Origin of the sequence: Mesoflavibacter sp. SCSIO 43206 (genome assembly GCF_019904215.1) — a bacterium.
GTDB lineage: Bacteria > Bacteroidota > Bacteroidia > Flavobacteriales > Flavobacteriaceae > Mesoflavibacter > Mesoflavibacter zeaxanthinifaciens.
Genome location: NZ_CP063201.1, coordinates 1,575,553 through 1,591,597, shown reverse-complemented (window position 1 = coordinate 1,591,597; position 16,045 = coordinate 1,575,553). Strand labels below are relative to the sequence as shown.

The following is a 16,045-nucleotide window of genomic DNA, read 5'->3' as shown; positions in this document are numbered from 1 at the left end:
GCTTGAATTTACGACATCGCATAAATTTTGCCTAATAAATCTGATAATTTAACTATTTCATCGATAAAAATCGCTTTTTAACTATTTGAATAGTTTTATCAAATATAAAACAAGTTAGAACAATAAATTCCTAACTTTGAATTTAAAGTTAAACAATAAAAATTTTATTTATGAAAGAAGAATGGATTGATACAGGTATTAAGTACGCTACCGATTATGGATTAAGAATAGTAGCAGCAATTATTATCTGGGTTGTAGGGTCATGGATTATTAAAAATCTACTAACCTCGACAAAAAAATTTATGAATAAAAGAGACTATGACGAAAGCTTAAAAAAGTTTCTTATAAATTTTTTAGGTTGGGTTTTAAAAATCTTGCTAATCCTGGCTATTCTATCTAAATTAGGTGTAGAAACCACATCCTTTGCTGCAATTTTAGCTGCTGCTGGTTTAGCTGTAGGTATGGCTTTACAAGGATCTTTAGGCAACTTTGCTGGAGGTGTTTTATTAATGATTTTTAAACCAATTAAAATTGGTGATTTAATTGAAGCACAAGGTGAAATAGGTGTTGTAAAAGAAATCGAAATATTTACCACCAAACTTATAGGTCTTTCTAACAAAGAAATTATAATACCAAACGGTGCATTATCTAATGGAAACATTGTTAATTACACTACAGAAGGAACAAGACGTGTAGATTTAGTTTTTGGAGTTGGTTATGATTCTGACATTAAAAAAACTAAAGAGGTTTTAATGAAAGTTATTACTGATAATCCGAAGGTTTTACAAGAGCCAGCTCCTACAGTTAACGTTTTAGAACTAGCTGATAGCTCTGTAAATTTTGCTGTTAGACCTTGGTGTAAGACTGAAGATTATTGGGCTGTATATTTTGAAACTATGGAAAAAACAAAAGAAGCACTAGATGCTGCTGGTATAGAAATACCATATCCACATCAAGTAGAAATACACAAAGAAAATTAATTACTTTTTTGATTTTAAAGCAATAAAATCTTTTAAATAAAAAGGCTCAAAATAAGCAACATCCAAGATGTTGCTTTTTTTATAGGCTTCAAAAGACAATGCACTCATTTCATTTGCAGAAGGTAGTTTTTCTTCTATAAAAACTGCATTTTCACTTTTAATTAAATCCATTGTCTTTTTTACACCGTTTCCTATAAAGTAAACTTTATTCGCTTTTAAATATTCTGAAAAAGAATTTTCATCTAAAACCTGAGCTTCAATAGCTCTTACTTCTTGATAATCTGAATTAAAAATTGCTGAATACACTTCTAAGCGTCTTGCATCTAACATTGGTACAATTAAGCCGCTTTCAGCTTCAACTTGATGTGCTAAAGCCTCTAAAGTAGATACCGCGATTAAAGGTACATCTAAAGCAAAACATAATCCTTTTGCTGCTGATACACCAATACGCAAACCTGTATAAGAACCTGGTCCTTTACTAACCGCAACTGCATCTAATTGTTGTTTTTCGATTTGTGCTTCTTTTAAAACTTCATCTATATAAACATGAAGTTTTTCTGCATGACTATAACCGTTGTCATAGTCTTCTTTTAAAGCTATAGTTTTACCATCTTTTGCAACAGAAACAGAACAGTTTGTTGTTGCAGTTTCTATATTTAAAATGTATGCCAAAGTATTACTGAGTTATTGGTTTACCAAGGTAGAAATCTAACACTTTTGTTTTAAAAATAAAATCGTATTTAGCATTAATTAAAGATGATTCTGCATTGACCAATCTTAATCTTGATTGTTCTAAATCAAAAGCATTCATTGCGCCTATGTCATATCTTTCTTGTGAGTTTTGAAATGCAATTTTTTGAGATTGCAAACTAGACTTTGCAGCTTCATAAGCTCTTAAAGCAGCTTTAGCATCTGTAAAAGCGCGTTGTACATTTGCTTCTACATCTAACTTAGCTTGTTTAAGATTAAGCTGAGCATTTTCTTCTTGAATTTTTGCTTTAGCGACATTAGTTTTATTTTGAAACTGCGAAAATATTGGAACGCTTACATTTAGTGAGAATCTATGTCCTTTTTGGTTATTTAACTGATTGAAAAAAGAATCTTCTGTGTCTATAAGATTTGTAAAAAAGACATTAGATCCAAATGCATAGTTAAATGAAACTGTTGGTAAATATCCACTCTTAGATATTTCTGTATTTAAAGCAGAGTTTTCAATGTTTTTTTGAGCTACTTTAATTTCGTATCTATTATCAAGAGCATAAGAAACTATAGGACTAGCGTTATTATACATTAACTCTGATGAAGGGTTATCTAACTCTATAACTTCTACTTCAAAACCTTCATAAGGTAATTGTAATAATTGAGATAAAGAAAGTAATGCTAGCTCGTAATTATTTTCTGCAACTGTAACACTTTGCAAGTCGCTACTTAATGTTGCTTCTGCATCATAAACATTAGCTTGTGGTTGCACACCTGCATCTACTAAATCTCTTACTTGATCTAATTGTTTTTTACTAAAACTGTATTGCGCTTTAGCTATTTCAAGATTTTCTATATTAAATAATACATTAAGATAAGCATTAACCACATTTAAAGAAATATCATCTTTAATTCTGTTAAGTTCTAACTTTGATGTTTCTAAATTTAATTGAGATTGTTTGTAAAGATTAGTTAATCTAAATCCATTAAAAACAGTTTGATTTAAACTAATCGATGCGTTAGTTGAGTTATCTGTACGGTCTACAAATTGACCAGGAAATAACTCTCTGTTACCTAATGACAATGTGTGTCCAACAAAACCACTCACGCTTGGTAAAAACTGTCCTTTTGAAGCATCTATATTTTGCTCGTTATTTAATATTGAATTTTCTCCTTGTAAAATGGTTATGTTATTTTCAAGAGCGTAATCTACACACTCTTGTAAACTCCATTTTTTTTGTTGTGCTGAAGCAGATAATCCTACTAACAGCAATCCTGCTAGGGTTAGTTGTTTTATCTTAGTTGTTACCTCCATCATTATTATCTTTTGATGCTTTATTCCACACTTTTATTTTATCTCCTTCACTTACACCTTCAGTAATTTCGATATTGATACCGTCTGATATACCAGTTTCTACATCTACTTTTTCAAAAGTGCCGTCTTCTTTTTGTTTTTCAACAAAAGGTTTTTCTGTTATTCTATCAAATTGAAGTAATGATTCTTTAATTGAAAGAATACTGTCTTTACTTTCCATTTCTATTTCTGCATTAGCACTATAACCTGCTCTAATTTTTGTAGATTGTTCTACATCTACATCTGCTTTAATAGTAAATTGTACTGCACCGTTTTCTTCTATTCCTTTAGGTGCCACAAAGGTTAAAGTTGCAGGGAAGTCTTTTTCGTTTAAAGCTCCTAAAACTACTTTTATTTTTTTGCCTTCTTCTATTTTTCCAACTTCAGCTTCGTCTACTTTTCCTTCAAAAATCATTTTACTCATATCTGCAATAGTAGCAATAGTTGTACCTGCATTAAAGTTGTTACTTTGAATGACTTGGTCTCCTTCACGAATTGGGATTTCTAGAATTGTTCCTGCTATTTGTGCAGTAATGTTTGTGTTTGCGCTACTTCCGCCAGATAACGATCCGCGTTTTATGATTTGATAATCGTTTAAAGCTTGATTGTAAGTTTCTTTAGCTTGGTTGTAAGACAGCTCGCTATTTTCAAAATCTTGTTTAGAAACTACTCCTTTTTCAAAAAGAGTTTTATTTCTGTTGTACAGTGTTTCAGCATTATTCATAGATAATTTAGCTGATGCAATACGACTGCTTGCACTTGCTAAATTTTGCTCGTTAGGTACGACTCTAATTTTTGCAATTAGATCTCCTTTTTCTACGATATCTCCTTCTTCTACTAACACTTTATCTACAATTCCTGAGATTTGAGGTTTAAGCTCAATTTCTTCCTCTGGATTTAATTTTCCTGTTGCGACAACTTTAGTGTTAATTGAGGTATAAAATGGCTCTTCCACTTTAAACTCTTCAATAGCTTTTGAATTAGCGTTATTAAAATACTTTAAAACTACAGCTAGCAGTAATACTATTACTATGACGCTAATTAGGATTTTTGCTGTTTTACTCATTGTATTGATTATTTATTTTGATTGTTTAGTTTATTCTTCTCTTAATGCTTCTATTGGTTTAATACTTGTGGCTTTAAATGCAGGTATTAGCCCTATTAATGTTCCTAAAACAACAAGTATAATTAATGCTATAAATACGACTGCTATAGACACTGAAGCGTTTACTATAACAGCTTCATCACCTTGTCCAAAAGCTGCATCTAATGCAATTAATATCCAACCTCCAGAAATTATTCCTAAAATTCCTGCAAATATGGTTAAGAAAACGGCTTCTACTAAAATTTGTCGTTTTATCTCAAAAGGTGTTGCCCCTAAAGCACGTCTTACACCAATTTCTTTAGTACGTTCTTTAACCGTAATTAGTAAAATGTTTCCAATTGCAAAAACACCTGCAATTAATGTTGCTATACCAACAAACCAAGTTAAAAACTGCATACCAACTAAAAAGCCGGTTACTTTTTTAAACTCTTTACCTAAGTTAAAACTACCAAAAGCACGATTATCTTCTGGGTGAATTCTATTAAGGTTACGCAGTAATAATTTTGCGTCTTGTTCTATTTGAGCGATATCATATTCTGGTTTACCAGTAATCATCATCCAACCAATTCTATCTCCTAAATTATAGATTTGCTGAAATGTTGTAAATGGTATGTGCATATCACTGGTTGGTCCCATGTTTACATTTCCGTTTTGAAACATACCAATCACTTTAAAATTCATGTCGTTTATTTGAACGTATTCGCCAATCATTTCAGCATCTTTTTCAAATAATTGTTTATAGACTTCTTCTGAAATTACAACAACTTTTCTGTTGTTGTCAATATCGTTTTGATTTATAAATCTTCCATGAATTAATTTTTTCTTCTGTACTTTATCTAATAAAGGATAATCTCCATTTAAACTAAATGTCCCTGATAAAAAATTTCTAACAACTTGTGCTTGATTTTGATTACGAGGTACAACAAACTCAATCCCTTCTACATTTTCTTCTACTTTTTTAGCGTCAGATAATTGTAATTGTACTTGTCTTCCTTCTTGAAACCCTTTAAAAGGTTTGCTTGTACTTTGTCCCCAAACAAATACACTGTTTGTAGCAAAGTCACCAAATAATCTGTTAAACGAATTTTCTAATCCGCGTGCAGCACCAAGTAACCCGATAAGGAGTAAAATTCCCCACCAAACACCAACCATGGTTAATATGGTACGAAGTTTATTTTTGCTTAAACTTTCGTACACTTCTTGCCACGTATCTCTTTCGAATAAAAACTTCATATTAATCGTTTCTAAGTGCTACTATTGGTTTTATTTTTGATGCCTTTTTTGCTGGTAAATATCCTGCTATAGATCCTGCAATAATTAATGTAATGGTTGCACTTACAACCAAACTAGTACTTACACCAGGATCTTTAATAAAGTAAGGTTCTAAAATTGGTCCAACAAATTCTAAAACACCAACACCAATTAACAATCCTACATAACCAGCAATTGCTGTGATTAGGATAGATTCTATTAAAATTATTGAAACTATTGATCGTGGTGATGCCCCAAGTGCTTTACGTATACCTATTTCTTTAGTACGTTCTTTAACTATAAATATCATGATATTACTAATACCAACAACACCTGCTATTAGTGTACCAAAACCAATAACTATAATTATAACAGTTAGTCCAAAAGTCATCATACCAACTTGCTTTGTCCCTTCTGCCATATTACGCACTCTAATGGCACGCTGATCTTTTGGAGACACTGTAAAACGTTCTTTTAGTTTATTTTCTAATTGTCTTCCAAAATTTATAGCTTGATCGTAATCTAATTCTGGATTGTAGCCTAGGTTAATCTGGTCTATATAATCGTTATTACCATAAATTTGTTGCGCGGTAGATACAGGCATATATATCATTCGTTCTTCATTATCACCACCATCGTCTGTAAAAATTCCTACAACTTTATAAGGTATACCACTTAGGTTTATATATTTACCTAAAGCAGTTGTCTTTAAAAATAAATCTTCTTCTACCAAACGACCAATAACAACAACTTTAGATTTATTATCTATATCTAATTGGTTTATGTAACGTCCATCTCTTATCATTGTTTTTTCTAAAAACTGATGATCAGGATTTACTGCTCTTAAATTGTAACTGTTTTTTTCGTTACGAAAAGAGGCGTTCACATTTTTATAAATTCTAGAAGTGATGTATTGAACTTTATTACCGTACTCGTCTTCAATAAAGTTTTGATCTTCATTTTTAAGTTGGATACGTCTACCTGACTGCAATCCTTTATAGGCTTTTGTAGTCATACCTGCATTGATAAAAATAGAATTGGCTGCATCATCTACAAATGCTTCTGCAAAAGTATTTTTAAGTCCGTTAGCAATCCCAAAAAGTATAACAAATAATAAAATGGCAAACGCTACCGTAAAACCAGATAGTAAACTTCTAGTTCGGTTTTTGTTGATACTTTGAAATATCTCGCGCCAAAGATCTATATCAAACATATTGAGAAGCTCTTACTTGTTCTACAAATGTATCTTCCATAATTACACCATCTTTAAGACGTACAATACGCTTACACATACTAGCAATATCTTCTTCGTGTGTTACCATAAGAATAGTCTTTCCTTCATCGTTTAAAGACTGGATAAAATCCATTATCTCATGAGATGTTTTGGTGTCTAATGCTCCTGTTGGCTCATCTGCTAATAATAGTTTTGGGTTAGCTGCTAAAGCACGCGCAATTGCTACACGTTGTTTTTGTCCTCCAGACAACTCGTTAGGTAAGTGATGTGCCCATTCTTTTAAGCCTACTTTTTCAAGGTGAAATAAAGCTTTTTCTAAACGCTCTTTTCTTTTTTGACCTTGATAATATAATGGTAGCGCCACATTTTCTAAAGCGTTTTTATAACTAATTAGGTTAAACGACTGAAATATAAATCCTAAAAATTTATTACGATATATGGCTGCTTTTTTCTCTGTAAGATTTTTAATTGGTACACCATCTAAAATATATTCTCCTTCATCAGCTTCGTCTAACATACCTATAATATTAAGTAGTGTTGATTTTCCTGAACCAGAAGAACCCATGATGGCTACCATTTCGCCTTCTTCGACTTGTAAATCAATTCCTTTTAAAACATGTAGACTAGAATCCCCAATTGGGTAAGACTTGTGTAGTTTTTTTATGGTGAGCATAATTGATGGTTTTTGATTGATTTAAGTTACTCATTATCAATTAGACTACAAAGGACAAGATTTGTTACAATTTTTTTTTGAAATTTTTTGTTAAAAGCTGATTTAGAGGTTTTAAGCCTCTACTTTTTTCTTCCTAAAATATTTCCAATACACAAAAAAGCCTAAACCAAACACTAAGATATAAGGTATAGACATTAAATAAATAATACCGTCGTTAATTCCTTTTGCTGCAGATTGCCCTTCTTCATTTTCTAAAACAGCACGACACATAGCACACTGCGCATTGCTTTTTAGAAAGAAAAAGCATGATATAATTATAAAAAGAAATTTTGTTTTCATTATTAATTAGTTCTCGACTGCGCTCAAACAGACAAATTAAACATAATAAGGTGAAATCATTATATAAACTATAACTCCTGTAATTGCTACATACAGCCACAACGGAAAAGTAATTTTTGCTATTTTTTTATGTCTTTCAAAATTGTTTGTAATAGCTCTAACATATGTAATTAACACAAATGGTATTACTGCAACAGACAATACAATATGAGTAATTAAAATGAAGAAATAAATGTATTTTATAGCTCCTTCTCCTCCAAATTTGGCCGAGTCGCTAGTCATATGGTAAGCTACGTACATGACTAAAAACAATACAGAAAGTGTAATTGCAAACTTCATTAAATTTTCGTGTTGTTTGCGTTGTCCTTTTTTAATAGAAATTACAGCATATACTAATACCATTGCTGTTACTGCATTAATAGCTGCATAAATTGGAGGCAAAAAGGTTAATGGTTCTACATCTATACCAAAATCTTTAAGTTTTATACCAAATAATGCTGCTACAGCTAATGGGATAATTACCGAAAGTGCAACAATCCATTTGTTGTACTTTTTTTCTTCTTGTAGGTTTTCTGTGCTCATGTTTTTTAATAAAATCAACCTCTCGACTGCGCTCGAGGAAACAACTTTAGTTATTCTTTTAATAATTTGGCTATATCTTCTTTTAGCATTGAGATTTCTTGCGGATTGCCGTCTTCATCAACTTTTTCTTGCTCGCTAATTACACCTTTGTAAAAGATTTTTGGGTTACCAAAGTCATCTTTTCTAGATCGTAAAAATCCGTTTTTATCTACTAAAGCAAAATCTCCTGAATGTTCAAAATTCTCTACATCTACAAAGATATTAAATCCAATATTTGACAAGTTATAAATATCTTGTTTATCTCCTGTCATTAAATGCCAATTAGGATTTGTTATTCCGTAGTTTTCGGCATATTCTTTTAATTTTTCTGGCGTATCTGTCTCTGGCATAATACTAAACGACGCTACACCAAAATTAGTTTCTTCTTTAAATGTGTTTTGAATTTCGACTAAATTTCTATTCATTCTTGGGCAAATAGTTGGGCATGTTGTAAAGAAAAACTCTACCACATAAACTTTACCTAAGTAATCTTTGTTAGTAATCGTGTTTCCGTTTTGATCAGTAAAGCTAAATTCTGGCACCTTTTTACGTTTACCATTAATAACCAAATACTCTAAAGCTTGATCTTTTTTATCTACTTCTGAAGGATTTTTTAATATACTTCCTGATCTACTTTCATACGTACGATTTACATCTTTGTTAGTTATTCTGTCTACAATTTTTGGAATAAAAATAATTCCAAACAGTAAAATAATAAACGATATCCCTACGTATGAATAGTTTGCTTTTTTACTCATTTTGCTCTCCTTTTAAATCTTCTGCTCTTCTAACTGTTGAGTTAAATTCGCCTTTACGTTTTTGTCTGTACTCTGTAAAAAGTACTCGCAAATCTTCTGCTGCTAATTTATTTTTTAACTCAGAAACCATTGTTGCATTATATGATGTTAAAATATATGGCTTCTCTTCTCTTTTAATTTCTCGTTTTGACCTATCATCAAATCGCCCTCTTTGGTTAAGGTCTTTATCTATTATAAAAACACTACTAATAGCCTGATTATAGTCTAGAACTTGACTTGATCTTAAACTATTAAACAGTTTTTTTATATCAGAATTGTTTAATGAAACAAAATGCCAATATTCTAAAGGTTCAAATTTAGATAGCTCTTTAGATAATCGTTCTGTTTTATCTTCTGTACCTTCTGCTACAATCATCACAATTTGAAACTTTTTAAACCCTTGAAACTTATCATAAATAAGCTCTTTTAAATTTGAAGTTTCTACAATTTTTGACTCTGGATCTTCACCTAAAAAACCTAAAACTGTTATATGATCTTTAAGATTTATGTCTGTTTTTGCTGAAGAAAGATTTGAAAAATCTAAAACATCTTCATGCACTACATCTAATGGATTATAATTATTTGTAGATGGATACAGAAACAAAAGAAAAATAACTGGTAGAAAGAATAGAATGCTTAGTATAGCTCCTTTTTTTATATTTTTCTTCGTCATTTTATGAAATGTATTTAGTTATGCAAAAATAAAAAAAGGTGGCTTTATAAAGCCACCTTTTTTACTATAATTTATGTTAAGTTTCTATATTAGAAATCTCTTTTAATAAAACCATTATCATAAACATCGTAAACGTATCCACCTTCTTGTAATAAAATAAATACTAGGTAGCAGATTAAGAATACACCTGTCCAAACAACTGCACGTCTTAACCCTGGTGTTTCGTCACGCATGTGCATAAAGTCCCAAGTAATGTAATATGCTTTTACTATTGTTAGTATGATAAAGATCCAGTTTAAGCCTTTCATCCCTAATATATGAGATTCTAAAGCTTCTGGTTTGTAAATACCTAATACAACTTCTACAGCTGTAACAATAGATAGTAAGATTAATACGCCCCAAATTTTTTGAGTGTTAGACTTAAACTTGATAAGTCCTCTAAATATTTCTAATTTATGTGTATCTGCCATGATAAATCTTTTTCTATTAAATTATACTAAGTAGAAGAATGTAAATACGAATACCCAAACTAAATCTACAAAGTGCCAGTAAAGACCAACTTTTTCAACCATTTCGTAGCTTTTACGTCTTTCGTAAGTTCCTAAAATAACATTAAACCAAATAATGATATTAATTACTACTCCTGATAGTACGTGAAAACCGTGAAAACCTGTAATAAAGAAGAAGAAATCTGCGAATAATGGCGATCCATATTCATTAACTTCTAAGTTTGCACCTTCTACAACGCGCTTACCGTTATTTTTGATAGCTGCTAATGACTCTTCACGAGAAAGTACAGTTTTTTGTCTTTCTTCATTTAAAATTTGAGTTCTTACTAAAATATTTGGATTAGCTTCTAAACCAGCAACGACATCTTTGATTTGATAAGGAGGTAATGTACCTTCATCTACAAACCAAAGTCCGTTTTTACGCTCGTGATTAGTTCTTTCTGTAGGAGATACTATAACAAAATCTTTAACTGCTACTCTTTTAAATTCTTGTTCTCCGTTTTCGTTTGTTTTATATTCTCCAAACTGTAAAATGTTTCCTCCTTTTGTTTGAACAGCACCATAATCTCCTTTTATAAATGTTGCCCATTCCCAAGCTTGAGAACCAACGAAGATGATACCACCAATAATTGTTAAGAAAAGATACCAAGTTACTTTATTCTTTTTCATATGGTGACCAGCATCTACCGCTAATACCATTGTTACAGAAGACATGATTAATATAAACGTCATAAACGCCACATAAATCATAGGTAATTCTTGACCGTGTAAGAAAGGTACGTGAGTAAAAACCTCATCTGCTATTGGCCAAGAGTCTATAAATTTGAATCTTGAAAATCCGTAAGCTGCTAGAAACGCAGAAAAAGTAAGGGCATCTGTTACGATAAAAAACCACATCATCATTTTACCATAACTTGCTTTAAGTGGCTCATTTCCACCACTCCAAGTTTTACCTTCTGTATTGGTAGTTGCAACTGTCGTGCTCATAGTGTTAAATTAGTTGTTAAAAAGTGTGACAAAAATAATCAATTTATTGACTTAAAAAAATTGCTTCCGCTAAATTTTAACGCGTCTAAATAAGGTTTTACGCCAATTTTTAGCTTAAGAAAAAATATAAGAAGAAGAATAAATAAAGCCATAATAGGTCTACAAAATGCCAAAATATTTCAGCTAATTCAAAACCTGTATAATTTTCTGAGGTATATTTTCCTCTTAAATGATTTACTATTACTACTAAAATTGGTATTAATCCTGCAAGAACATGAATAATATGTACCACTGCTATAAGATAGATATAGCTTACCGTTACATTACTTGTTGGTCCTGTAAAATTATATCCCATGTCTATAATTTGATTAAATCCTTTAATTTGATTTAAAACAAATAATAGCCCTAAAACAAATGTAACTACTAGCATTACAGTTGTTAATGATTTATTATTTTTTTCTAAAGCTTTTCTAGCTATTATAAAAGTTACACTACTAATTATCATAATTATAATGCTAGTCCAAAAAGGCTGAGGCATTACAAAATCTGATAACCAATCTGGCCTAGAACTACTTACTATAAATGCACTAGTCCAACCTGCAAAAGACATAATTAATGCTCCTATACCAAAGTATAGCATCATTTTTCTTGATCTTCTGTGTTTTTCTTGAATTGTTCCTTCGGTTAAATCCATTGTTTATCTTAAAAATTTGTCTACGACGTAAATAACTTGAATAATTGTTATATAAAGTACACTAGATAACATTAATTGTTTTGCCGCTTTTTCGGTCATTTTCTTATAAAGAAGTATAGCGTAGTATAACATCACTAAACCTAATGCAAAAACAATAATTGCTGCTACTATCGATAATTCTAATTTTCCTGTAAAACCAAAAACTGGAATTATTGAAACTAAAATAGTCCAAATAGTGTATAATATAACTTGAATTGCTGTTCCTTTATCTTGTTTTCCTGTAGGTAACATAAAAAAACCACCACGTTTATAGTCTTCAAATAAAAACCAGCCTATTGCCCAAAAATGAGGGAATTGCCAAAAAAATTGAAGTGCAAACAAAGTTCCTGGTTCTATACCAAAATGATCTGTTGCTGCTACCCAACCTAACATAAATGGGATAGCTCCTGGAATAGCTCCTACAAATACCGATAAAGGTGTTTTTGTTTTTAAAGGCGTGTAAACACTAGTGTAAAGAAATATTGAAATAGCACCAAACATTGCTGTTTGCTGATTAATAGTGTAAAGAATAACTATACCTAAAATAGTAAAAACACAAGCAATTATAAATGCTGTGTTTACAGTCATTCTTCCTGAAGCAACTGGTCTGTTTTTTGTGCGATGCATTAAAGCATCTAAATCTTTTTCTATAATTTGATTAAAAGCATTACTTGCTCCAACCATAAAATAACCGCCAAGAGCTAATAAAATTAAGACTTTTACACTTATTGTATCTGCACCAAGTAAATAACCTGCAATAGATGAAAATACTACGCTTAGAGACAAACGCATTTTTGTAATTTCTTTAAAATCTGAAATTGCTGTATGTTTTACGACCGTAGTTGTTGTACTCAAAATTTTAGCTTACTTTTTTGCTTGCGCAAAGATACTGCTAATTGATTATTTAGCATAAAAAAACCTCAAGGTTTTTAACTTAAGGCTTTAATATGATGGTTTTAATTGTTTTTAGTAATCAAAATACCAATTAAATAAGTCTGTTCTTAAACCAAAGTTAAACCAAACAGTACTGTTATTATAAACGTTTAATGTTTCTGCTTCTGGATTAAAATTTCTATAGTTTACATTAACAAATGCTTTTAAATTAGAAGCTGGATTAACTAAGTATCCTAATTGAGCACTTGCATTTATTGATGTTGTTTTTATACCTTGACCTATTTTTACACCTGTATCAAATGGTCTGTCATTATAATCTCTATAAATATCGCCACCATAGCTAAAGTTATCTGTTTCGTTATTGTAATCAAAACCTCTAACACCAGTAATAACCTTAACTTCTCCAAACCAACGTTGTTTTTGATAACGCCCAATCAAAACTAACTCTCTAAAATTTGCGCCCCAAAGATGAGCCATAGGTTGATTGTTATGTGCGTAATTTAGCACAATTGTATTATGAGAATATGTATACGGTCTTACTTGGTTATATTCTGCTTGAAGCATTAAGTTTTTTACTTTAAAAGCGTTGTAATATTTAGCGCCTAATTGAAACCCAAACTTATTTTTCCAGCTTTTTTCTCCTGCTTTCACATCATTTAAAGAAAATTCATCTAAAATAAATTGTCCGTAAACATTTACATTGTCATTAAATTTATATTTTCCTGAAGCTCCTAAAATAGCATTACCTGCACCTTGACCAGTTTCAAATTCTATCGCTCTAAAGAAAATTACTGGGTTTAAGTAGTTAACATCAAAGCCTCTATCGTTAGTATTTTCCCAGATAACAGATTCAAATAATCCTATGTTTAATTTTTTTGAGACATTCCAACTTAAGTAATGATTTGCTATATATTTTGTTCTAAATGCATCATCTACTACCGCTTCTGGTCTTACATCTTTTAACCAGGTCCAAGTGTTGGTGTACTTAATTTTCCAAAATTTAGTATTCAACTTTAAAAAAGGATAAGGACTTGCTACATCACTTTGTAGTAAACTACGGTAACCGTCGCCAATAAATTGCTTGCCATGTCCAAACTGAACATTAATAAATTTTGCAGGTGAATATGACAAATATCCTTCTGCTACAGGATAATCATAAGCATCATCTTTAAATCGTTTTGCAATACCACGACCAGGGATTATGGCAGGATCAGGACCAAACGCCTTTAAACTTTCTGCATATTGATTAACATATTCTGCAAACCGACCTTGATTTTCGTAAACTGTTGCAGAAAAGCTAAATTTATTACCTAATCCTCCTTGAATATAAACACCACGAGTATTGTTATACGTGTAATCAAAATCTGCATCAGTATCTTTACCCAGTTGTAAATCAAAAACAGGATCTACAGTAAACCAATACTCTTTTCCTTGTAATTGCACTAAATGCTCATTCCATAATTTTTGTCCTGCCCAAGTCTGTCTATCTTGTTTTAAAGCTTCATTTTCTGCTTCAAAATCGTAATAATTTTTAACATCTTCATACATAAATGGTTTTGATGCTGTGTGACTATTGGTACCTACTAAATTCATCGAACGGTCAAAACGAAAATAGTTTTCATGACTAAATGGGATATTTATTTGACTGTTATATTCTTTATTTTGATATTTTGTTACCGCTTTTTGTACGCTATCAAATTCGGCTTTAGCCTTCTTTTCTAAAGCTGATAACTGTTCAATCTGGTTGGTTTTAGATTGATTGCTGTTGTTATCAACACTAAAAGCTTCAACTTCTGAAGGTTTATTAGCTTCATTTAATGGTAAATAAATAGACATAGAATATTGTCTAAACGTAGGATTACCGTTATAAGTTGCTGGTTCTATTTGAGGAAATAGATCAAATATACGTTGTGTTTCTTCCTTTAACGATTTGTGCTTTGCTTCAATAAAAATGGTTTTAAACACTCCTTTTTCTGTTACTTCAAAAACCACAACTATTTCGCCTTTATAGTTAGAATCAATTTCTTTTGGTGTTTGAAAATTTTTAAATATAAAATTAAAAACCTCTTGATTAAAGCAATTAAGTTGAGTACTATCTTCTTGGTTTTTACAATTTTCGAAAACCGGTGGTTTACTTATAAAAGTATTGTTTTGCCCGTAGGATAGACACGTTAATAGAGTGAATAGGGTTAAAATGAATGACTTCATTTATTTTGGGTTTAAATTTTGCTGAAAGATAAGGCTTTTTTTAAAACAGCTTTAAACGAAAAAAGTCGCTATCTATTACGATAACGACTTTTAAAAAATGATAGTATCTGTTTAATATCTTACTTGAAATATTATAGGTAAGGTATATAAAACCGAAACTTCTTTTCCACCTTGTTTACCAGGTTTCATTTGTGGTATTTTACTAACCACACGTTTAGCTTCTTCTTCTAAATCTTGATGTGGTGCACGTGTCTTTAAAATTTGAACATTACCAGCTTTATCAACTCTAAAATTCACATAGATTTTTTGAATACCTTCGTTTAAACCTAACTCGCTACCAAGACCAGTATCAAACTTTTTTCTAACTAATTTGGTGAGCTTATCTGATAGACATTTTTTTCGCCCATTATTAGTGGTTTCACTTTCACAACCTGGGTAAATTGGTACTTGCTCAACCAAATTTACATTAAAAATTTTTTCAATTTCTTCTTCTGGTTCATCAACATTTAAATCGTCAGGGTTTAAATCAATTGGTTTAGTCTTTACATTTGTTTCTGTAACAATATTCTTTGTGATTTTTTCATCAGGAATATCATCAGGCACTTCTTTTAAATCAATTAATTCCTTTGGTTGCTCTTTTGGTTGCGGTTCTTCAGTTTTAACTGCATCTTCAACAACATACTTTTTTTGATCTAAAGTGTATTCTTCAAATTCTGGCACTACAGAATTTTCGACAATAGCTAAATCTGTTGATTCGAAACGCATTTCTAAAGCGCCATAAACAGCCAATAAGCAAAGAATTAAACCCACTTGAAAATACAACGTTGAGTTTTTTTGTAAATTTGCATCATGTTTTTGTGAATGCTGCACTTTATTCTCATTTTGGCGAGTGAGATTGTGCTCTTTTTTAAGATTTTTCATAATTAATAAAGTTTAAATGTTAATATTATGAAAATGTCACAATAAACATACCAAAAACAAAAATCCC

The 16,045-nt window shown here is 30.9% G+C and carries 17 protein-coding genes; 1 reads left to right on the top strand and 16 read right to left on the bottom strand.

The genetic code is table 11. The annotated features are described in order from the left end of the window. Positions 1 to 170: 170 nt before the first annotated feature. The gene (locus tag INR78_RS07340) at positions 171 to 980 is read left to right on the top strand and encodes a mechanosensitive ion channel family protein (protein WP_223076006.1); all 810 of its coding nucleotides are present in this window, start codon (positions 171 to 173) and stop codon (positions 978 to 980) included. On the opposite strand, the gene tsaB is transcribed toward INR78_RS07340, so the two are convergent. The 16 genes from tsaB to INR78_RS07260 all read right to left on the bottom strand — a co-directional run bounded on the left by tsaB (position 981) and on the right by INR78_RS07260 (position 15,978). Continuing rightward, the gene (gene tsaB, locus INR78_RS07335) at positions 981 to 1,652 is read right to left on the bottom strand and encodes a tRNA (adenosine(37)-N6)-threonylcarbamoyltransferase complex dimerization subunit type 1 TsaB (protein ID WP_223076005.1); all 672 of its coding nucleotides are present in this window, start codon (positions 1,650 to 1,652) and stop codon (positions 981 to 983) included. Positions 1,653 to 1,656: 4 nt separating this feature from the next. Further along, on the bottom strand, positions 1,657 to 2,994 hold the full coding sequence (locus INR78_RS07330; RefSeq protein WP_223076004.1) for a TolC family protein: 1,338 nt from the start codon (positions 2,992 to 2,994) through the stop codon (positions 1,657 to 1,659). Continuing rightward, positions 2,978 to 4,099 (bottom strand): efflux RND transporter periplasmic adaptor subunit, encoded by a 1,122-nt coding sequence (locus tag INR78_RS07325; protein WP_106677493.1) that lies wholly within the window; start codon positions 4,097 to 4,099, stop codon positions 2,978 to 2,980. The genes INR78_RS07330 and INR78_RS07325 overlap by 17 nt, the downstream gene beginning before the upstream one ends. Positions 4,100 to 4,129: 30 nt before the next feature. Next, positions 4,130 to 5,371, bottom strand: coding sequence for an ABC transporter permease (locus INR78_RS07320; protein ID WP_027879428.1), 1,242 nt, complete (start codon positions 5,369 to 5,371; stop codon positions 4,130 to 4,132). 1 nt (position 5,372) lies between these two features. Beyond that, on the bottom strand, positions 5,373 to 6,602 hold the full coding sequence (locus tag INR78_RS07315) for an ABC transporter permease (protein WP_027879429.1): 1,230 nt from the start codon (positions 6,600 to 6,602) through the stop codon (positions 5,373 to 5,375). Then, positions 6,595 to 7,296, bottom strand: coding sequence for an ABC transporter ATP-binding protein (locus INR78_RS07310; RefSeq protein ID WP_223076003.1), 702 nt, complete (start codon positions 7,294 to 7,296; stop codon positions 6,595 to 6,597). The genes INR78_RS07315 and INR78_RS07310 overlap by 8 nt, the downstream gene beginning before the upstream one ends. A gap of 111 nt (positions 7,297 to 7,407) precedes the next feature. Then, positions 7,408 to 7,635, bottom strand: a complete 228-nt coding sequence (locus INR78_RS07305; RefSeq protein ID WP_027879431.1) for a hypothetical protein — start codon at positions 7,633 to 7,635, stop codon at positions 7,408 to 7,410. Between the two features lie 36 nt (positions 7,636 to 7,671). Next, the gene (locus tag INR78_RS07300) at positions 7,672 to 8,217 is read right to left on the bottom strand and encodes a DUF420 domain-containing protein (protein ID WP_223076002.1); all 546 of its coding nucleotides are present in this window, start codon (positions 8,215 to 8,217) and stop codon (positions 7,672 to 7,674) included. Positions 8,218 to 8,267: 50 nt separating this feature from the next. Then, on the bottom strand, positions 8,268 to 9,014 hold the full coding sequence (locus tag INR78_RS07295) for an SCO family protein (RefSeq protein WP_223076001.1): 747 nt from the start codon (positions 9,012 to 9,014) through the stop codon (positions 8,268 to 8,270). Next, the gene (locus INR78_RS07290) at positions 9,007 to 9,726 is read right to left on the bottom strand and encodes a hypothetical protein (protein WP_223076000.1); all 720 of its coding nucleotides are present in this window, start codon (positions 9,724 to 9,726) and stop codon (positions 9,007 to 9,009) included. Before INR78_RS07290 ends, INR78_RS07295 begins: the two co-directional genes overlap by 8 nt. Before the next feature lie 89 nt (positions 9,727 to 9,815). Further along, the gene (locus tag INR78_RS07285) at positions 9,816 to 10,196 is read right to left on the bottom strand and encodes a cytochrome C oxidase subunit IV family protein (RefSeq protein ID WP_027879435.1); all 381 of its coding nucleotides are present in this window, start codon (positions 10,194 to 10,196) and stop codon (positions 9,816 to 9,818) included. Positions 10,197 to 10,217: 21 nt separating this feature from the next. Continuing rightward, positions 10,218 to 11,222, bottom strand: coding sequence for a cytochrome c oxidase subunit 3 (locus INR78_RS07280; RefSeq protein ID WP_223075999.1), 1,005 nt, complete (start codon positions 11,220 to 11,222; stop codon positions 10,218 to 10,220). Positions 11,223 to 11,331: 109 nt separating this feature from the next. Then, positions 11,332 to 11,916 (bottom strand): cytochrome c oxidase subunit 3, encoded by a 585-nt coding sequence (locus INR78_RS07275; RefSeq protein WP_027879437.1) that lies wholly within the window; start codon positions 11,914 to 11,916, stop codon positions 11,332 to 11,334. A gap of 3 nt (positions 11,917 to 11,919) precedes the next feature. Then, on the bottom strand, positions 11,920 to 12,813 hold the full coding sequence (gene cyoE / locus INR78_RS07270) for a heme o synthase (protein WP_027879438.1): 894 nt from the start codon (positions 12,811 to 12,813) through the stop codon (positions 11,920 to 11,922). 108 nt (positions 12,814 to 12,921) lie between these two features. Continuing rightward, positions 12,922 to 15,057, bottom strand: coding sequence for a gliding motility protein RemB (locus INR78_RS07265; protein ID WP_223075998.1), 2,136 nt, complete (start codon positions 15,055 to 15,057; stop codon positions 12,922 to 12,924). 111 nt (positions 15,058 to 15,168) lie between these two features. Further along, a complete protein-coding gene (locus tag INR78_RS07260) occupies positions 15,169 to 15,978 on the bottom strand; it encodes an energy transducer TonB (RefSeq protein WP_223075997.1) in 810 nt (269 codons plus the stop codon). Between the last annotated feature and the right edge of the window lie 67 nt (positions 15,979 to 16,045).

Coding starts and splice junctions, on each gene's coding strand:
- INR78_RS07265 (WP_223075998.1), bottom strand. CDS start 15,057: ATGAAGTCATTCATTTTAACCCTATTCACTCTATTAACGTGTCTATCC.
- INR78_RS07290 (WP_223076000.1), bottom strand. CDS start 9,726: ATGACGAAGAAAAATATAAAAAAAGGAGCTATACTAAGCATTCTATTC.
- INR78_RS07315 (WP_027879429.1), bottom strand. CDS start 6,602: ATGTTTGATATAGATCTTTGGCGCGAGATATTTCAAAGTATCAACAAA.
- INR78_RS07275 (WP_027879437.1), bottom strand. CDS start 11,916: ATGGATTTAACCGAAGGAACAATTCAAGAAAAACACAGAAGATCAAGA.
- INR78_RS07280 (WP_223075999.1), bottom strand. CDS start 11,222: ATGAGCACGACAGTTGCAACTACCAATACAGAAGGTAAAACTTGGAGT.
- INR78_RS07330 (WP_223076004.1), bottom strand. CDS start 2,994: ATGGAGGTAACAACTAAGATAAAACAACTAACCCTAGCAGGATTGCTG.
- INR78_RS07305 (WP_027879431.1), bottom strand. CDS start 7,635: ATGAAAACAAAATTTCTTTTTATAATTATATCATGCTTTTTCTTTCTA.
- INR78_RS07285 (WP_027879435.1), bottom strand. CDS start 10,196: ATGGCAGATACACATAAATTAGAAATATTTAGAGGACTTATCAAGTTT.
- INR78_RS07320 (WP_027879428.1), bottom strand. CDS start 5,371: ATGAAGTTTTTATTCGAAAGAGATACGTGGCAAGAAGTGTACGAAAGT.
- INR78_RS07260 (WP_223075997.1), bottom strand. CDS start 15,978: ATGAAAAATCTTAAAAAAGAGCACAATCTCACTCGCCAAAATGAGAAT.
- INR78_RS07300 (WP_223076002.1), bottom strand. CDS start 8,217: ATGAGCACAGAAAACCTACAAGAAGAAAAAAAGTACAACAAATGGATT.
- INR78_RS07310 (WP_223076003.1), bottom strand. CDS start 7,296: ATGCTCACCATAAAAAAACTACACAAGTCTTACCCAATTGGGGATTCT.
- INR78_RS07325 (WP_106677493.1), bottom strand. CDS start 4,099: ATGAGTAAAACAGCAAAAATCCTAATTAGCGTCATAGTAATAGTATTA.
- INR78_RS07295 (WP_223076001.1), bottom strand. CDS start 9,014: ATGAGTAAAAAAGCAAACTATTCATACGTAGGGATATCGTTTATTATT.
- INR78_RS07340 (WP_223076006.1), top strand. CDS start 171: ATGAAAGAAGAATGGATTGATACAGGTATTAAGTACGCTACCGATTAT.